Origin of the sequence: Burkholderia sp. AU32262 (genome assembly GCF_020419985.1) — a bacterium.
GTDB lineage: Bacteria > Pseudomonadota > Gammaproteobacteria > Burkholderiales > Burkholderiaceae > Burkholderia > Burkholderia semiarida.
In genome coordinates this window covers 20,650-37,868 of record NZ_JAIZRS010000009.1, presented here as the reverse complement: position 1 = coordinate 37,868, position 17,219 = coordinate 20,650, and the positions used below count along the sequence as shown (strand labels likewise).

Sequence of the window (17,219 nt, the reverse complement as noted above, 5' to 3'; positions counted from 1 at the left end):
CCATTGTGCGGCGCGCGTCGACGATAGATCGGATATTTGACCGCGTCGTGCAAAGCCGGACGCCCGTGCGGCTACAATCGTCACAGCTTTGCCGGGCGCAGGCCGGTGGCCCGCACCTCTCCCCGAATACGACACGAGACGAAGCATGAAAAACATCCTCGCGAAACAGACGCGCTACAGCTCGCCCGCGATCTTCTTCCACTGGGCCGTCTTCCTGCTGGTCGCGCTCGCCTATCTGGCCATCGAGATCCGCGGACCGAAGGGCAGCGACAGCCGCGCGTTCTGGATGAACGTGCATGTGACGGCCGGTACGTGCGTCCTCGTGCTGTCGGTGCTGCGCGTGCTGTGGCGCGTCGTCAGCCGCGTGCCGGAACCGGTTGCGCAGGCGGCGCTGCTGCGCTGGCTGTCGAAGCTCGCGCATTTCGCGCTTTATGCGTTCATCATCGCGCAGCCGCTGCTCGGCATCATGACGATCAACATGGGCGGCAAGCCGGTGTCGCTCGACTGGCTCGGCGTGTCGTTTACGCTGTTCGGCCCCGACAAGGCGCTGCGGCCGACGATCAAGGAAGCGCACGAGCTGATCGGCAACGCGTTCTACTTCGTGATCGGTCTGCATGCGCTGGCCGCGCTCTATCATCACTTCATCCGGCGCGACGACGTGTTGCGGCGCATGGCGCCCTGATCATCCGCCGCCGGCGCGCACCGCATGCGGGGGGCGCATGGTTGTGTTGACAACCATGCGCCCCCGGTTCGTTTACGGTCGTCCGCACTGGTCATCACGTTGAACATTCTGTAACATCTCGGCTGTTTTTACGTTCCGCTTACGCGTCGCCGTCCATGCTGTACCGACATCGTCACCTGACTGCCTGGCTTGGCCTGCTCGCGATCTGGATCGCGATCGCGGCGCCGCTGGTGTCGCAGTGGCGTATCGCGCAGGCGGCCACGCCCGAGGCGATCGTCTGCAGTACCGAGCATGGTGCGCATCGTTCATCCGGTGCGGGCGGCGTGCACGATCATGCGCTGCATCTCGACGCGTGCGGCTACTGCGCTTTCTTCGCGCATAGCCCGGCGATCGGCGCGCCTGCCGCCGCATCGGTCGAATCCATTCCCGTCGTTTCCGTTGCCGCCGCCGCGTCGCCTGCCGTCGCGGCGCGCGGCGACCGCTATCCGCGCGCCTATCCGCGCGCGCCGCCCGAGCGCGCCTGACGCGTTTCTTTCCGTTCCTATCACCGCCGATATCCGTGCGGCCCGCCAAGGCCGCGTGGAGGGCGTCACTCGGGCTTTCGATCATGACCCATTCCCGGTTGCGTGCGCCGCAGGCGCCCCGCAATGCCAGTGCGCGGCCTCTGCCGCGCATGCTGAAATTTACCGTTCCCGCGCTGGCCGCCGGCGCGCTCGCCGCGAGCACCGCCGCGGCCGAAACCGTGCATGCTGCCGGTGCGGCGACGGCCGACGCGGCCGCGCTGTTGCCGCCCGTCGAAGTCGTCGCGTCGCCGCTGTCGACGCCGCTCGTCGTCACGGATCCGAAGGCGCCGCGCCAGCCGCTGCCCGCCAGCGACGGCGCCGATTACCTGAAGACGATCCCCGGCTTCACGTCGATCCGCAGCGGCGGCACGAACGGCGACCCCGTGCTGCGCGGGATGTTCGGATCGCGGCTGAACATCCTGGCGAACGGGATGCCGACGCTCGGCGCGTGCCCGAACCGGATGGATGCGCCGACGTCGTACATCGCACCGGAAAGCTATGACAAGGTCACCGTCGTGAAGGGGCCGCAGACCGTGCTGTACGGTCCGGGCGCGTCGGCCGGCACCGTGCTGTTCGAGCGCGTGACGCCGCGTTTCGAGCGCCCCGGCATGCGCTTCGACGGCAGCCTTGTCGGCGGATCGTTCGGCCGCAACGACCAGAACGTCGACCTGAGCGCCGGCACGCCGGACGTCTATGGCCGCGTGACCGCGAACCACGCGCATTCGCAGGACTACCACGACGGCAACGGCAACACCGTGCCGTCGCAGTGGGACAAGTGGAACGCCGATGCGGCGCTCGGCTGGACACCCGACGACCATACGCGCGTCGAGCTGACCGCCGGCACCGGCGACGGCTATGCGCGCTACGCCGGCCGCGGGATGGACGGTGCGCATTTCCGCCGCGAGACGTTCGGTCTGTCGTTCGACAAGCGGCATCTCGGCGACGTGCTCGACCGGATCGAGGCACGCGTGTACTACAACGAAGCCGATCACGTGATGGACAACTACACGCTGCGGCAGCCCGACCCGGCGAGCAGCATGCCGATGCGGATGGCCGCGGACGTGCGGCGCCGCACGGTCGGCGCGCGCGCGGCCGCGACGTTCCGCTTCGGCGACGACGTCAAGCTCGTCACGGGCGTCGATGCGCAATCGAACCGGCTCGATTCGCGTTCGGCGATGGGGCGGCAGAACTACCGCGACCAGCCGTGGAATGCGCAGGCGACGATGTGGAACGCGGGCGTGTTCGGCGAGCTGACCTGGTATGCGAGCGACGTGTCGCGCGTGATCGGCGGCGCGCGCGTCGACTATGCGAGCGCACGCGACAAGCGCGCGACGACGAGCGGCATGATGAAGAGCAAGCCGAACCCGACTTTCGACGACGACCGGTCGAGGGTGCTGCCGAGCGGCTTCGTGCGCTACGAGCGCGATCTCGCGTCGCTGCCCGTCACGTGGTACGCGGGGATCGGCCATGCGGAGCGTTATCCGGACTACTGGGAACTGTTTTCCGCGACCCGCGGGCCGGCCGGCTCGGTCAACGCATTCTCGGCGGTGCAGCCGGAGAAGACCACGCAGCTCGATATCGGCGCGCAATACAAGAGCGACCGGTTCGATGCGTGGGTGTCCGCGTATGCGGGTTACGTACAGGACTTCATCCTGTTCAACTATGCAGCCGGCATGATGGGCGCGACCACGCAGGCCACGAACGTCAACGCGCAGATCATGGGCGGCGAAGCCGGCTTGTCGTGGCGGCCGGTCGCGCCGCTGCGCGTCGAGACGTCGCTCGCGTATGCGTGGGGGCGCAACGTGGCGAGCGGCGATCCGCTGCCGCAAATGCCGCCGCTCGAGGCGCGCATCGGGCTCGAATACACGCGCGGTGCATGGTCGGCGGGCGGCCTGTGGCGCATCGTTGCGCCGCAGCATCGCTATGCACTCAACGCGGGCAACGTGGTCGGGAAGGACTTCGGCCCGAGCGCCGGATTCGGCGTGCTGTCGCTGCATACGCAGTACAACGTCAGCAAGACCGTGCAGATCTCGGTCGGCGTCGACAACGTGCTGAACAAGGCCTACACCGAGCATTTGAACCTCGCCGGTAACGCGGGCTTCGGCTATCCGGCGAACGCGCCGGTGATGGAGCCGGGGCGTACCGCGTGGGTGCGCGTGAGCGCGAAGCTGTAGCGAGCCACGCGTGTGTGCGTCGCAGCATGCGCGTGCCTGGGCGCCGCACCGCCCGAACGGGCGGCGCGCGTCAACCGATTAGAGAACCGTATCTAGTCGGGGCGCAAACGTTCGCGAGTCGTGCTTCACTCCCGCATTCGACACACGCGGCGCGCGCGATGCGGCGTGCGTGTCGATCCGGTGTCATTCGCACCGGCAGCACAATAACCAGGAGAACATGCATGGCCAAATCGATGCGTTCCAGGGTAATGGCAGGGGCAGTGGCATGCGCGATGAGCGTCGCGCCGTTCGCGGGGACGACCGCATTGACGACGCTCGCGACGACGCATACGGCGATGGCGGCAACCGCGCCCGCCGACGACTATGCGACGACGCGCTATCCGATCATTCTCGTGCACGGGCTGACCGGCACCGACAAGTATGCGGGCGTACTCGACTACTGGTACGGCATCCAGGAAGACCTGCAGCAGCATGGCGCGACCGTCTACGTCGCGAACGTGTCGGGCTTCCAGAGCGACGACGGCCCGAACGGGCGCGGCGAGCAGTTGCTGGCCTACGTGAAGACGGTGCTCGCCGCGACCGGCGCGACCAAGGTCAATCTCGTCGGTCACAGCCAGGGCGGGCTGACGTCGCGCTATGTCGCGGCCGTCGCGCCCGATCTCGTCGCGTCGGTGACGACGATCGGCACGCCGCATCGCGGCTCCGAGTTCGCCGACTTCGTGCAGGGCGTGCTCGCGTACGATCCGACCGGATTGTCGTCGACGGTGATCGCCGCGTTCGTCAATGTGTTCGGGATCCTGACGAGCAGCAGCCACAACACGAACCAGGACGCCCTCGCCGCACTGAAGACGCTGACGACCGCGCAGGCGGCCACCTACAACCAGAACTACCCGAGCGCGGGCCTCGGCGCGCCCGGCAGTTGCCAGACCGGCGCGCCGACGGAAACCGTCGGCGGCAACACGCATCTGCTGTATTCGTGGGCCGGCACGGCGATCCAGCCGACGCTTTCCGTGCTCGGCGTGACGGGGGCGACGGACACGAGCACCATTCCGGTCGTCGATCCGGCGAACGCGCTCGACGTGTCGACGCCCGCGCTGTACGGCACGGGCACGGTGATGATCAACCGCGGCTCGGGCCCGAACGACGGGCTCGTGTCGAAGTGCAGCGCGCTGTATGGCCAGGTGCTGAGCACGAGCTACAAGTGGAACCATGTCGACGAGATCAACCAGCTGCTCGGCGTGCGCGGCGCGTATGCGGAAGATCCGGTCGCGGTGATCCGCACGCATGCGAACCGATTGAAGCTCGCGGGCGTGTGATCGATGGCGGCACGTGAAGGGCGCGCGCCGCTCGCGCGGCGCGCTGCAATCTATGGTGTCGTGGCGCTGGCGTCGATTGCCGGCGTCGCGATGTGGAGCGGTGCGGGATCGCATCGAGGCACGGGCGCGACGAGTGATGCGCAGGATGCGGCCGCGGTCGGGGGCGTAGCCACGGCCGCACCGCAGGCCGCCGCGCCGGCGAGGGCGGGCCTGCCGCCGTCGCTCGCCGGCTCCAGCGCGCCGCGGTTGCCGCTCGATGCAGGCGGCCATCTCGCGAAATCGCGCGCGGTGCGCGATTTCTTCGACTATTGCCTGACCGCGCAGAGCGACCTGAGCGCGGCCGCGCTCGACGCGTTCGTCGTCCGCGAAATCGCCGCGCAGCTCGACGGCACGGTCGCGCAGGCCGAGGCGCTCGACGTGTGGCACCGGTATCGCGCGTATCTCGACGCGCTCGCGAAATTGCCCGATGCCGGCGCGGTCGACAAGTCCGACCCGGGTGCGTTGCAGCTCGCGCTCGACCAGCGCGCGTCGCTTGTGTACCGCACGCTCGGCGACTGGAGCCAGCCGTTTTTCGGCGCGGAGCAGTGGCGGCAGCGCTACGACCTCGCACGATTGAAGATCGTTCAGGATCGCTCACTCACGGACGCGCAGAAGGCCGAGCGGCTCGCGGCGCTCGAACAGCAGATGCCGGCCGACGAACGCGCGGCGCGGCAGCGGGTGGAGCGGCAGCGCGCCGCGATCGACCAGATCGCGCAATTGCAGAAGAGCGGCGCGACGCCCGACGCGATGCGCGCGCAACTGACGCAGACCCTCGGCCCCGAGGCGGCCGCACGCGTCGCGCAGATGCAGCAGGACGACGCGTCGTGGCAGATCCGTTACGCGGACTACGCGGCGCAGCGTGCGCAGATCGAGTCGGCCGGCCTGTCGCCGCAGGATCGCGACGCGCAGATCGCCGCGCTGCGGCAGCGTGTGTTTACGAAGCCCGGCGAAGCCGTGCGCGCGGCATCGCTCGATCGTGGAGCGGGAAGCGCGCATTGATCCGCGCGCCGCCGCGCGCAGCGGGCGTCATGCCGCGCGCGGGATGTTGCGTGGCAGATGTTGCTCGATGGCACGGGCGAGCGTGTCGAACGCGGGCCGGATGCCTTCGTGCGGGACGCATGCATAGCCGAGCAGCAAACCCTGCCGCGCGGTGTCGGCATTGCTGTAGTAGCTGGTGAGCGGGCGCACGATCACGCCGGCGTCGAATGCACTCTGCGTGACCGTGCGATCGTCGCACGCATCGGGCAGGCCGAGCACCAGGTGCAGGCCGGCCTCGTCGCCCATCACGGGCAGCGCGTCGCCGAAGCGCGCGCGGATCGCGTCGATCATCAGTTGCCGGCGCTCGCCGTACAGCGTGCGCATGCGTCTGACGTGCGACGTGAGGTGGCCGTCCATGATGAATTCGGCCAGCACGGCCTGCTGCATCAACTGGCCTTCGCGGTACAACTCCGACAGCCCCGTGCGGAAGGTGTCGACCAGATGCTCGGGCACGACCATGTAGCCCATCCGCAGCCCCGGGAACAGCATCTTGCCGAGACTGCCGACGTAGATCACGCGGCCGCCGTCGTCGAGCCCCTGCAGCGACGCGAGCGGGCGGCTGCCGTAGCGGAATTCGCTGTCGTAGTCGTCCTCGATGATCCAGCAGCGGTGCTGGCGCGCATATTCGAGCAGCATGCGGCGCCGCGCGAGGCTCATCACCATCCCGAGCGGGTACTGGTGCGACGGCGTGACGAGCACGAGCCGCGGCGGATGCTGCATGTCGCTCGCGCGCGGGTCGAGCCCTTCCTGGTCGACCGGCACCGGCGCGAGCGTGAGGCCGGCCGCCTGCAGCACGCTGCGCACGCCCCAGTAGCACGGCTCCTCGACCCACGCGCGATCGCCGATGTCGGACAGCAGCCGCACCGCGAGATCGATCGACTGATGGATGCCGGTCGTGATGATCACCTGGTCCGGCGAGCATTTGACCGAGCGCGCGACGCGCAGGTAATCGGCGAGCGCGCGCCGCAGCGGGCGGTAGCCGCCGCCCGGCGCATAGGTCAGCAGCTCCGGATTGGCCTCCTTCCACAGCCGTGCCTGCAGGCGGCTCCACGTGCGGCTCGGGAATTCCGACACGTCCGGCACGCCCGGCATGAAGGCGCCCCACTGGCGCCGCGAGACGCCCGCATGCTCGACCAGTTGCTGCCCGCGCATCGACAGGCTGCCCTGCGCGTCGGGCGGCGGGAGTTCGCCGGCCGTTGACGGCGGCGCGGCGCCCGGTACGCGGATCGCGGCGGCGTCCGGCCGCGTGTCGGCCACGTAGGTGCCGCTGCCGGTGGTCGTCAGCACGTAGCCTTCGGCGGTCAGCTGGTCGTACACGTGCAGCACGGTATTGCGCGCAATCGACAGGTCGCCCGCGAGCGTGCGCGAACTCGGGAGCTTCGTCCCTGGCCCCAATTCCCCGGTCAGGATGGCCTGCTGCATCAGTTGCAGCAGTTGCCGGTACATCGGCTCGGACGAGCTGCGGTCCAGACGGGCGGACAGCCAGTCGGCGAGGATCACGGTATCCAAAGTGGTCCTACTAGGAATATTGAAATGGTTCCCTAGTATAGAACCGTGCGGGCCGTATAGTGGCTCGCATCTCAAAATCAATTGGCGCGGAACCAGGGGACAGCACGATGAAGTCCGATGATGTAATCGTCAGCTTTCGCGGCGTGCGGAAGACCTACGACGGCGAGACGCTGGTCGTCAAATCGCTCGACCTCGACATCCACCGAGGGGAATTCCTGACGCTGCTCGGGCCGTCCGGCTCGGGCAAGACCACCTGCCTGATGATGCTGGCGGGCTTCGAGTTCCCGACGGGCGGCGAGATCCGCCTCGACGGCGAGCTGCTGAACAACGTGCCGCCGCACAAGCGCAACATCGGCATGGTGTTCCAGAACTACGCGCTGTTTCCGCACCTGACGGTCGAGCAGAACGTCGCGTATCCGCTGACGGTGCGCAAGCTGCCGGCCGGCGAGCGTGCGGAGCGCGTCGCGCATGCGCTGAAGATGGTGCAGATGGAGCGCTTCGCGAAACGCTATCCGGCGCAACTGTCGGGCGGCCAGCAGCAGCGCATCGCGCTGGCGCGCGCGCTCGTGTTCGAGCCGAAGCTGGTGCTGATGGACGAGCCGCTCGGCGCGCTCGACAAGCAGTTGCGCGAACACATGCAGTACGAACTGAAGGCACTGCACGAAAAGCTCGGCGTGACCTTCGTGTACGTGACGCACGACCAGGGCGAGGCGCTGACGATGTCCGATCGCGTCGCCGTGTTCGACAAGGGCATCGTGCAGCAGCTCGACACCGTCGACCGCCTGTACGAATCGCCGTGCAACGAATTCGTCGCGAACTTCATCGGCGACAGCAACCGGCTGCGCGGCACCATCGCGCGCGTCGACGGCGAATTCTGCGAGTTCCGGCTCGACGACGGCACGAAGCTCGTCGGCCGCCATATCGGCGAGGCCGCCGAGGGCGCGGCGGCCGTCGCGTGCATCCGCCCCGAACGCATGAGCCTCGCCAACGGCCTCGCGAACGGTCACCAGAACGGCGCCGCCGCCAACCGCGTGACCGGCGAGGCGCGCAGCCTCATCTATTTCGGCGATCACGTGCGCATGCGCTGCGCGCTGCCGGGCCAGGACGAATGCTTCGTGAAGGTGCCGCTTGGCACCGGCGCGCTCGACGCGTTCTCGCCCGGCGCACCCGTCTCGCTTGCGTTCTCGCCCGAACACCTGCGCGTGTTCGCGTGAGCATGGCTCACCCGGTTTCCCGTAGCACGTCGTCAACAACAAAGCCCACTTCCACCACGAGAGGAGAGGAACCATCATGAAACGAGCAAGCTTTACCGCGCGCCGCACGGCGCTCGCGCTGGCGCTGGTCGCGTTCGGCGCATCGGCCGCCGCTGCCGAACTCACGGTCGTCAACTTCGGCGGCGCGAACGGCGATGCGCAGAAGGTCGCGTTCAATCAGCCGTTCGAGAAGGCGACCGGCAACAAGGTCACGGCCGTCGAATACAACGGCGAGCAGGCGAAGGTGAAGGCGATGGTCGAGGCCAAGCACGTCAACTGGGACGTGGTCGAAGTCGAATCGGGCGACCTGAACCGCGGCTGCGACGAAGGGTTGTACGAGAAGCTCGACTGGTCGAAGATCGCGAAGAAATCCGACCTGATTCCGGAAGCGCCGCAGGTGTGCGGCGTCGGCTTCTTCGTGTGGTCGACCGCGCTGTCGTACAACGCGGACAAGCTGAAGACCGCGCCGACCGGCTGGGCCGATTTCTGGAACGTGAAGAAATTCCCCGGCAAGCGCGGGATGCGCAAGGGCGCGCGCTACAACCTCGAATTCGCGCTGATGGCCGACGGCGTCGCGACGAAGGACGTCTACAAGGTGCTCGGCACGAAGGCCGGCCAGGATCGCGCGTTCAAGAAGCTCGACGAGCTGAAGCCGTACATCCAGTGGTGGGAAGCGGGCGCGCAGCCGCCGCAGTTCCTCGTCGCCGGCGACGTCGTGATGTCGACCGCGTACAACGGCCGCATCGACGCCGCGCAGAAGGAAGGCAAGAACCTGAAGGTCGTGTGGAACGGCAGCATCTACGACCTCGACTACTGGGCGATTCCGAAGGGTTCGCCGAACAAGGCGCTCGCCGAGCAGTACATCGCGTACACGCTGACGCCGAAGCCGCAGCAGGCGTATGCACAGCACATCGCGTACGGCCCGACGAACGTCGCGGCGATCAAGTCGCTCGACGCGAAGACGCTCGCGAACCTGCCGAACTCGCCGGCCAACGGCAAGAACGCGGTACTGGAGGACATCGGCTTCTGGACCGACCACAGCGACGAGCTCGAACAGCGCTTCGCCGCGTGGGCAACGAAGTAACCGGTCGGGCATCCTGAAGGATGCCGTGATGCAACCGGCCGCGCGACGCGTCGAACCCGTCGCGCGGCCTTCCGCCGGAACGTGCCCGGCCGGAGAGAACCGTTGAATACGATCACGATCGCGCCTTCCTCGCCGTCGACCGCCGCGCTCAAGCGCGAGCTGAAGGCCGCCGAGGCGCGCAAGCGCACGATGGCGCTGCTGCTGGTCGCGCCGCTCGCGATTTTCCTGCTGCTGATCTTCGTCGTGCCGATCGGCACGCTGCTCACGCGCGCGGTGCAGAACCCGGAAATCGCGACCGCGTTGCCGAACACGGTCGCCGCGTTGTCGGGCTGGGATCGCAAGACGCCGCCGGCGGACGCCGCGTATGTCGCGCTCGCGGCCGACATGACGAAGGTGGCCGACAGCGAGGCGATGGGCGCGCTCGCGCGGCGCCTGAACACCGAGATCCCCGGTTATCGCTCGCTCGTCGCGAAGACGGCGCGCGCGATGCCGATGAAGGGCGACGGTAACGCGGGCGACGCGGCGCTGACGCCCGCGCAGACGCGCGCGAAATTCATCGATCTCGATGCGCGCTGGGGCGAGCTCGCGTACTGGCAGGCGATCGCGAAGAACGGCAGCCAGGTGTCGCCGTTCTATCTGCTCGCCGCGCTCGACCACAAGCAGGACGGCTTCGGCCATATCGTGCAGGCCGATCCCGATCAGTCGATCTACCTCGCGATCTTCGGGCGCACGTTCGTGATCGGCATCGCCGTCACGCTGTTCGCGCTGCTGCTCGGCTATCCGCTCGCGTACTGGATCTCGACGCTGTCGGAACGGCGCGCGAACCTCGTGATGATCCTCGTGCTGATTCCGTTCTGGACGTCCGTGCTGGTGCGCGTCGCCGCATGGATCGTGCTGCTGCAGAGCGAAGGGCTCATCAACACGGCGCTGATCGGCAGCGGGCTGATCTCGCATCCGCTCACGCTGCTGTTCAACCGCGTCGGCGTGTACATCTCGATGACGCACATCCTGCTGCCGTTCATGATCCTGCCGCTTTACAGCGTGATGAAGTCGATTCCGCCGACCTACCAGCGTGCGGCCGTGTCGCTCGGCAGCCATCCGTTCGCCGCGTTCTGGCGCGTGTACGTGCCGCAGACGTATCCGGGCGTCGGCGCGGGCGCGCTGCTCGTGTTCATCCTCGCGATCGGCTACTACATCACGCCCGCGCTGCTCGGCGGGCCGAACGACCAGATGGTCAGCTACTACGTCGCGTACTTCACGAACGTGACGATCAACTGGGGCATGGCGTGTGCGCTCGGCGGGCTGCTGCTCGCGGCCACGCTCGTGCTGTACGCGGTGTACGGGCGCTTCACGCGCACCAACGTGAGCCTCGGCTGAGCGCCGGGCACAGGGAAACGGGAAGGGGATGCCGACCATGAAACTCGCCAGGCCGCTGTTCGCGCCGCACATGTCGTTCGTCGAGCGCGCGTGGTACGTCGCGTTGCGCGTGCTCGTCGTGCTGACGCTGCTGTACCTGATCCTGCCGGTGCTCGCGATCGTGCCGCTGTCGTTCTCGTCGAGCACGTTCCTCGTGTATCCGATTCCAGGCTTTTCCACGCGCTGGTACGAGAACCTGATCGCGTCGGACGAGTGGCGGATGGCCGCGAAAAACAGCTTCATCGTCGCGCCGTCGGCGACCGTCGTCGCGACCGTGCTCGGCACGCTCGCGGCCATCGGCCTGACGAAGGCCGACTTCCGCGGCAAGGCGTTGCTGATGGCCGTGCTGCTGTCGCCGATGATCGTGCCCGTCGTCGTGGTCGGCGTCGGCATGTACCTGTTCTTCGCGCCGCTCGGGCTCGCGAATACCTACACGGGGCTGATCGCCGCGCACGCGGCGCTCGGTGTGCCGTTCGTCGTGACGACGGTGGCCGCGACGCTGCAGGGCTTCAACCAGAATCTCGTGCGCGCGAGCCTGTCGCTCGGCGCGAACCCGGTGTCGACCTTCTTCCGCGTGACGCTGCCGGTGATCGCGCCGGGCGTGATGTCGGGCGCGCTGTTCGCGTTCGCGACGTCGTTCGACGAAGTGGTCGTCACGCTGTTTCTCGCGGGCGCGGACCAGACGACGTTGCCGCGCCAGATGTTCACGGGCATTCGCGAGAACATCAGCCCGACGATCGCCGCGCTCGCGACGATCCTGATCATCTTCTCGACAAGTTTGCTGCTCGCGCTCGAATGGCTGCGCGGCCGCAATGCGCGGCGTGCGGTGTCGTAAATGGCGGCGGCCGGCCGCGTGCCGTCCGGCGGGGCCGCGAGTGCGCGGGTCGTTGCGTCTGCATCGATGCCGCGCGCCAGCCGCGGCGCGCCGAATCTTTCGTTTCGCTGACTGACGAGGCGGCCGCCTGCACGTTCGATGCGGCTCTGCAACAATACGGCTCGGGGTGCCGCGCGTTCCCGTGCTGCTGCACGGAGCGTCCGGCGCCGCGCCGCTCAATCCGCGACGCCGCGCGTCGCTCGTCAGCCGAGCCCATCTTGTCCGAATTCGCTTCCCCCGCCGGCGCGCACGAGCCGGCCGTCAACTGGCGCGCGATGTCCGCCGTGCTGCTGGCCGTCGCGCTCGCAACGCTCGACACCGCGATCGCGAACACCGCGCTGCCCGCGATCGCCGCCGACCTGCACGCGTCGCCGGCCGCGTCCGTGTGGATCATCAACGCGTACCAGCTCGCGATGGTCGCGACGCTGCTGCCGTTCGCATCGCTCGGCGACATCGTCGGCCACAAGCGCGTGTATATCGCCGGGCTGGCGGTGTTCACGCTGGCGTCGCTCGGTTGTTCGCTCGCGGCGACGCTGCCGATGCTGACGGCCGCGCGCATCGTGCAAGGCTTCGGCGCGAGCGCGATCATGAGCGTGAACGTCGCGCTGATCCGCGGCCTGTTCCCCGCGCACCGGCTCGGGCGCGGCGTCGGCTTCAACGCGCTCGTCGTCGGCGTGTCGTTCGCGGTGGGGCCGACGATCGCGTCGCTGATTCTCTCGGTGGCCGCATGGCCGTGGCTGTTCGCGGTGAACGTGCCGCTCGGCGTGTTCGCGCTCGCCGTGGCGATTCCGTCGCTGCCGCGGACGGCGCGCGGCAAGCATGTATTCGATCCGGTCGCCGCGCTGTTCAACGTGATCACGTTCGCATCGCTGATCTTCGCGCTCGGCGAATTCGCGCAGCGCGGGCCGCGCTCCGTCGTGTGCGCGGCGGCCGCGGTGGCGTTCGCGTTCGGCTGGCTGCTGATCCGCCGCCAGGCCGGGCACCCGGCGCCGATGCTGCCGGTCGACCTGTTCCGCCGGCCCGTGTTCACGCTGTCCGCGCTGACCGCCGTGTGCGCGTTCGCCGCGCAGGGGCTTGCGTTCGTGTCGCTGCCGTTCTATTTCGAAACCGTCCTGCATCGCAGCGCGGTCGAAACGGGCTTCCTGATGACGCCGTGGTCGGCGGTCGTCGCGCTCGCCGCGCCGATCGCGGGGCGGCTGTCGGATCGTTATCCGCCCGGGCTGCTCGGCGCGATCGGCCTCGCGTTGCTGAGTGCGGGGATGGTGTCGCTCGCCGCGCTGCCGGTGTCGCCGGGCGTCGTCGACATCGGCTGGCGGATGATGCTGTGCGGCGCGGGCTTCGGCTTCTTCCAGTCGCCGAACCTGAAGGCGCTGATGTCGAGTGCGCCGCCCGAACGCAGCGGCGGTGCGAGCGGGATCATCGCGACCGCACGGCTGATCGGGCAGGCGACGGGCGCGGCGCTGGTTGCGCTGTCGTTCGGGATCGCGGGCCGCCACGGGCCGACGCTTGCATTGATGCTCGGTGCGGGGTTCGCAGGCGCGGCGAGCGTCGCGAGCGGGCTGCGGCTGTTCGCGCCGTCGCATCGGGCCGGCGCGCCGGTCGTGTCGGAGCGCGTGAAGGAGCCGGCGGCGGAGTAGCGCGCGGCACGGTCACAGCCGGCGCGCGGCAAGCCATCGCCGCGCGCCGGCTTTCATGCATCGCTCAGAAGCCGCCCGACTTGATCGGCTGGTTGAGGTTCGCGATGTTCAGGCTGCCGAACCCTGTCGTCAGATCCCAGCCGGTGCCGGCCTTGTAGCCATACCCCTGATAGCCGTTGTTCCCGGACACGACGTCATAGCGCACGAGCGACGGATGCGACGGAATGTCCGCATAGAAGTTGCCGGCCGGGAAGCCGAGGCCCGTGCCGTTCGCCGCGAGCAGCCGCGCCCAGAAGCCCGTGAAGATCGGTGCGGCGAGACTCGTGCCGCCGATCTGCTGCAACTGGCCGTAGTTGTAGATGTACGCGCCCGTGCTTTGCGCGGCATCGAACGCGACGTCCGGCAACCGGCGATTGCTGCCCGATTGCCACGACGGCGCGGGCAGGATCGAGCTGACGCCGCCGCCCGTTGCCCACAGCTTGCCGTTCGAATCGAGCCCTTCGTTCCACACGGTCTCGTTCGAGAACGCACCGGCCGACGTCGTGTACAGCGTCGTGCCGCCGATCGCGAGCACGTGCGGCGACGAAGCCGGCCACGACACCGTGTAGTTCGAGCCGTCCGGATAGCCGCGGTTGTTGCACTCGTACACGCCTTCGTCGCCCGACGATACCGAGAACGTCTGGCCCTGCGCGGCTGCCGTCGTGAAGATCTGTTCCTCGGCGTCGAGCGTGCCGTCCGCGTCCGCATCGGTTTCGCACCAGCCGAGCGAGACGTTGATCACCTTCGCGGTGTTGTCCGACACCGCGCGGTTGAACGCCTGCGTGAGGCCGGTGTTGCCGGCGGCGTTCAGATCGGCCATGTAGAACACCAGCTTGCCGACCTGGCCGCCGGCCGAGCCGACGATCGACTGGCTGTCGAGATCCCATTCGCCCTGGCCGTCCTGGTCGTCGGCGTAGCTGCCGCCCGTGCCGTTGGTCTTGACGGTCTGCGTGGAGACCGTGCCGTAGCCGTTGCTCGACGTGAACTGCTTCAGGTCCTGCAGCGTCTGCGACACGCCGCCGATCGTGATGATGCCGACGGTCACGCCGGCGGCGGTCGGCACGCCGGTCGCGTTGTAGAGGCCCGGGAATTCCTTCGGATAGTGGCCCGTCGCCGTGCCGGCGGCGAGCGCCTGCGGCTTCGCGACGTTGCCGATGCGCAGCATCGGCCGCGCCCGTGCGACGCTTTGCAGCCCGAGCACCGAGCCGACGACGTCGCCGAGTGCGCGCGGCACCTGCGCGGTCGACGTGTTCGCGAAACCCGAGCGGCCCGCGTACTGGAAGTGCACGAGCGACGTGTTGAAGGCCGTCTTCACCGTGCCGGCCGTGCCGCTGGCGGAGACCAGCAGGCGGTTCGGCGCGACCTCGACATTCGTGAAGCCGCTCTTGTGCAGATAGTCGACGACCGACTTCACCTGCGCATCGGTCGGCGCGTAGTCCGCGAGGAACTGCTCGTGCGTCAGGTACTGGCGGTAATGCGCGCTGCCGGGCCGGTTCACGTCGCGCGCCAGCTGCTTGAGCTGCGCGGCGTTGCGCAGCTTCAGGCTGACGACGACGTTGGTCGTCTCGCCGGCCGCGAGTTCGAGCGACGGCGCCGCACTGCGCGCCATCAACTGCGGGCCGGTCAGAAAGGCTTTCGTATGGGTATCGACCCAATCCGTCGCCGCATGCGCCGCAGCGGCGGCGAACACGAGCGGAGCCACGCACGCCAGGCGGCGGGGCGACGGAAGGGGAAGGGCAAACCAGGCGTTCCTTTTCATCGGGAGTCCTTTTTTAGGAGAGGCGACGTTACTGGAACCCCCGGCCCTTGTGGGGCCGCGAGCGGTGACGAGCGTAGGGCGTCGATGCCGTTCGGGTAGCTGCCAGTTTCCATAGCTGTCAGTTCTGACAACCGGACGCATGGCGGGCACGCGCGGCGTCGTACGCGACGGCGATGGTGGGCCCGGTGAGCGAACCGGTTTGCGGTACGACGGCGCAGCAACGCGCGTCGCTCGCACACACGAGCCGTTCGTTGCAGCATCGGAATGTGCGCGGTCTCGGAAGGGCGTGCCGCATGGATGCATGGCGTGTGCGTGTCAATGGCTGCGCGCCGTATCGCACTATGTGGTCATTGGAAGCGACTCGTCAGGAACGGATTCGCGCATGCACAACGACGGGGCCGGTGGAGCCCGGATGTTTCCCGAACTGTGGAACAGCGCGCCGGGCAGTCTTGCAGGCGGCTTTCGGATCGCGTGGCGCGACTGCGGATTAGAGGAGAGTCTCGAATTCGACGAAGGCCGCGCGCCGGCGCGACCGAGCGACGCGTGCGCCGAATCGAACGGCGCCGTTCGCGAAATCCCGCCTTGACTCGAGCCGATCAGCGAATATTCTTGAATCCATAACCACAGAGTTATGAATTGTGACCGATATGCAGAATGCACACGACACGCTTTTCCGGACACTCGCCGATCCGACGCGCCGCGCGCTTTTCGAGCGGCTGTGCGCGGAGGGCGAGCTGACGGTTGCTGCGCTCACGGCCGATGCGGGCGTGTCGCAGCCGGCCGTGTCGAAGCACCTTGGCGTACTGAAGCAGGCCGGGCTCGTGAACGACCGTCACGAAGGCCGGCAGACGCACTACAGCGCGCAGCCGCAGGCGCTGGCCCCGTTGATCGACTGGACGAGCCAGATGGCGGGCTTCTGGCGGAGCCGGTTCGATGCCCTTGAAGATCTGCTCAAAAGGATGGATCAGTAATGAACCAAGCCACTACCGAAACACGCTCCGTCGTCGTCGACCGGGAGCTGCCCCATCCGCCGGAGAAGATCTGGCGCGCGCTCACCCAACCGCACCTGATCGAGGCGTGGCTGATGAAGAGCGACTTCGAGCCCGTCGCGGGCCGGGCGTTCAGCTTCCGGGCGGACTGGGGCTCGGTCGACTGCACGGTCCTCACGATCGAGCCGCACCGCGCGCTGTCCTATACGTGGGCGGCCCACGGCCTCGAAAGCGTCGTGACGTGGACACTCACGCCGACGCCGGCCGGCACGCGCCTGCGCATGGAGCAGGTCGGCTTCCGGCCCGATCAGGAGCAGGCGTATCGCGGCGCGCAGTACGGCTGGGTACGATTCCTCGACGCGCTCGAACAGGTGCTGGCGCGCCCCGACGCGCAAACGCAGGCCCGCGCATGAGTACGCGTGCCAACGAGCTGCAACCGTCCGAGCGCATCGACGCGCTGATCGCCGGCATCGCCGACTGGCGCGGCGAGACGCTCGCCGACCTGCGCCAGACGATCCTCGATGCGCAAGCGGGCATCGTCGAGGAATGGAAGTGGATGGGCAGCCCCGTGTGGTCGTGCGACGGGATGATCGCGGTCGCGAACGCGCACAAGGGCAAGGTGAAGCTCACGTTCATGCACGGCGCGCACCTGCCCGATCCCGACGGGCTGTTCAATGCGGGCCTCGAAGGGAACGCGCGTCGCGCGATCGATCTTGTCGAAGGCGACGAGATCGACAAGCGGGCCTTGAAGCACCTCGTGCGTGCGGCAATCGAATACAACCGCATGCATTTGAAGAAGAACGCGCGAGGGGCGGCCGCGAAGGCGCGCGGCGACAAGGCGGCGTAA

At 68.1% G+C, this 17,219-nt stretch carries 15 protein-coding genes; 13 read left to right on the top strand and 2 right to left on the bottom strand.

What is annotated here, in order from left to right; translation table 11 throughout:
• The first annotated feature begins 145 nt into the window (after positions 1-145).
• The 5 genes from LGN10_RS13045 (at position 146) to LGN10_RS13025 (ending at position 5,773) form a co-directional block, all read left to right on the top strand.
• Complete coding sequence (locus LGN10_RS13045; protein WP_059582855.1) at positions 146-682, top strand: cytochrome b; 537 nt, start codon at positions 146-148, stop codon at positions 680-682.
• Positions 683-837: 155 nt separating this feature from the next.
• Positions 838-1,206, top strand: coding sequence for a DUF2946 domain-containing protein (locus LGN10_RS13040; protein ID WP_226223746.1), 369 nt, complete (start codon positions 838-840; stop codon positions 1,204-1,206).
• 83 nt (positions 1,207-1,289) lie between these two features.
• The gene (locus LGN10_RS13035) at positions 1,290-3,419 is read left to right on the top strand and encodes a TonB-dependent copper receptor (protein WP_226223744.1); all 2,130 of its coding nucleotides are present in this window, start codon (positions 1,290-1,292) and stop codon (positions 3,417-3,419) included.
• A gap of 221 nt (positions 3,420-3,640) precedes the next feature.
• Entirely contained in the window at positions 3,641-4,735 is a 1,095-nt protein-coding gene (locus LGN10_RS13030; protein WP_060311245.1) for an esterase/lipase family protein, read from the top strand.
• Positions 4,736-4,738: 3 nt separating this feature from the next.
• Positions 4,739-5,773 carry a lipase secretion chaperone gene (locus tag LGN10_RS13025; protein ID WP_226223742.1) on the top strand — a complete coding sequence of 345 codons (1,035 nt, stop codon included), beginning with the start codon at positions 4,739-4,741 and terminating at the stop codon, positions 5,771-5,773.
• A gap of 27 nt (positions 5,774-5,800) precedes the next feature.
• On the opposite strand, the gene LGN10_RS13020 is transcribed toward LGN10_RS13025, so the two are convergent.
• Positions 5,801-7,321 (bottom strand): PLP-dependent aminotransferase family protein, encoded by a 1,521-nt coding sequence (locus LGN10_RS13020; protein WP_226223740.1) that lies wholly within the window; start codon positions 7,319-7,321, stop codon positions 5,801-5,803.
• Positions 7,322-7,428: 107 nt separating this feature from the next.
• Between LGN10_RS13020 and LGN10_RS13015 the strand changes: the two genes are divergently transcribed.
• The 5 genes from LGN10_RS13015 to LGN10_RS12995 all read left to right on the top strand — a co-directional run bounded on the left by LGN10_RS13015 (position 7,429) and on the right by LGN10_RS12995 (position 13,585).
• Complete coding sequence (locus LGN10_RS13015) at positions 7,429-8,535, top strand: ABC transporter ATP-binding protein (protein WP_059582835.1); 1,107 nt, start codon at positions 7,429-7,431, stop codon at positions 8,533-8,535.
• Between the two features lie 76 nt (positions 8,536-8,611).
• Positions 8,612-9,658, top strand: a complete 1,047-nt coding sequence (locus tag LGN10_RS13010; protein ID WP_060967745.1) for an ABC transporter substrate-binding protein — start codon at positions 8,612-8,614, stop codon at positions 9,656-9,658.
• A gap of 111 nt (positions 9,659-9,769) precedes the next feature.
• Positions 9,770-11,035 carry an ABC transporter permease gene (locus LGN10_RS13005; RefSeq protein ID WP_226223941.1) on the top strand — a complete coding sequence of 422 codons (1,266 nt, stop codon included), beginning with the start codon at positions 9,770-9,772 and terminating at the stop codon, positions 11,033-11,035.
• A 37-nt stretch (positions 11,036-11,072) separates the two neighbouring features.
• Positions 11,073-11,909 carry an ABC transporter permease gene (locus LGN10_RS13000; protein WP_059583143.1) on the top strand — a complete coding sequence of 279 codons (837 nt, stop codon included), beginning with the start codon at positions 11,073-11,075 and terminating at the stop codon, positions 11,907-11,909.
• Between the two features lie 257 nt (positions 11,910-12,166).
• A complete protein-coding gene (locus tag LGN10_RS12995) occupies positions 12,167-13,585 on the top strand; it encodes an MFS transporter (RefSeq protein WP_226223738.1) in 1,419 nt (472 codons plus the stop codon).
• A 64-nt stretch (positions 13,586-13,649) separates the two neighbouring features.
• Here the strand turns inward: LGN10_RS12995 and LGN10_RS12990 are convergent, their stop codons facing one another.
• Positions 13,650-15,383, bottom strand: a complete 1,734-nt coding sequence (locus LGN10_RS12990; protein ID WP_226223736.1) for a protease pro-enzyme activation domain-containing protein — start codon at positions 15,381-15,383, stop codon at positions 13,650-13,652.
• A gap of 647 nt (positions 15,384-16,030) precedes the next feature.
• Between LGN10_RS12990 and LGN10_RS12985 the strand changes: the two genes are divergently transcribed.
• The 3 genes from LGN10_RS12985 to LGN10_RS12975 are packed head-to-tail and all read left to right on the top strand — an operon-like array spanning position 16,031 to position 17,219.
• A complete protein-coding gene (locus tag LGN10_RS12985) occupies positions 16,031-16,354 on the top strand; it encodes an ArsR/SmtB family transcription factor (protein WP_059582824.1) in 324 nt (107 codons plus the stop codon).
• Positions 16,354-16,785 (top strand): SRPBCC family protein, encoded by a 432-nt coding sequence (locus LGN10_RS12980; protein ID WP_226223734.1) that lies wholly within the window; start codon positions 16,354-16,356, stop codon positions 16,783-16,785. Before LGN10_RS12985 ends, LGN10_RS12980 begins: the two co-directional genes overlap by 1 nt.
• Positions 16,782-17,219, top strand: a complete 438-nt coding sequence (locus LGN10_RS12975; RefSeq protein ID WP_226223733.1) for a DUF1801 domain-containing protein — start codon at positions 16,782-16,784, stop codon at positions 17,217-17,219. Before LGN10_RS12980 ends, LGN10_RS12975 begins: the two co-directional genes overlap by 4 nt.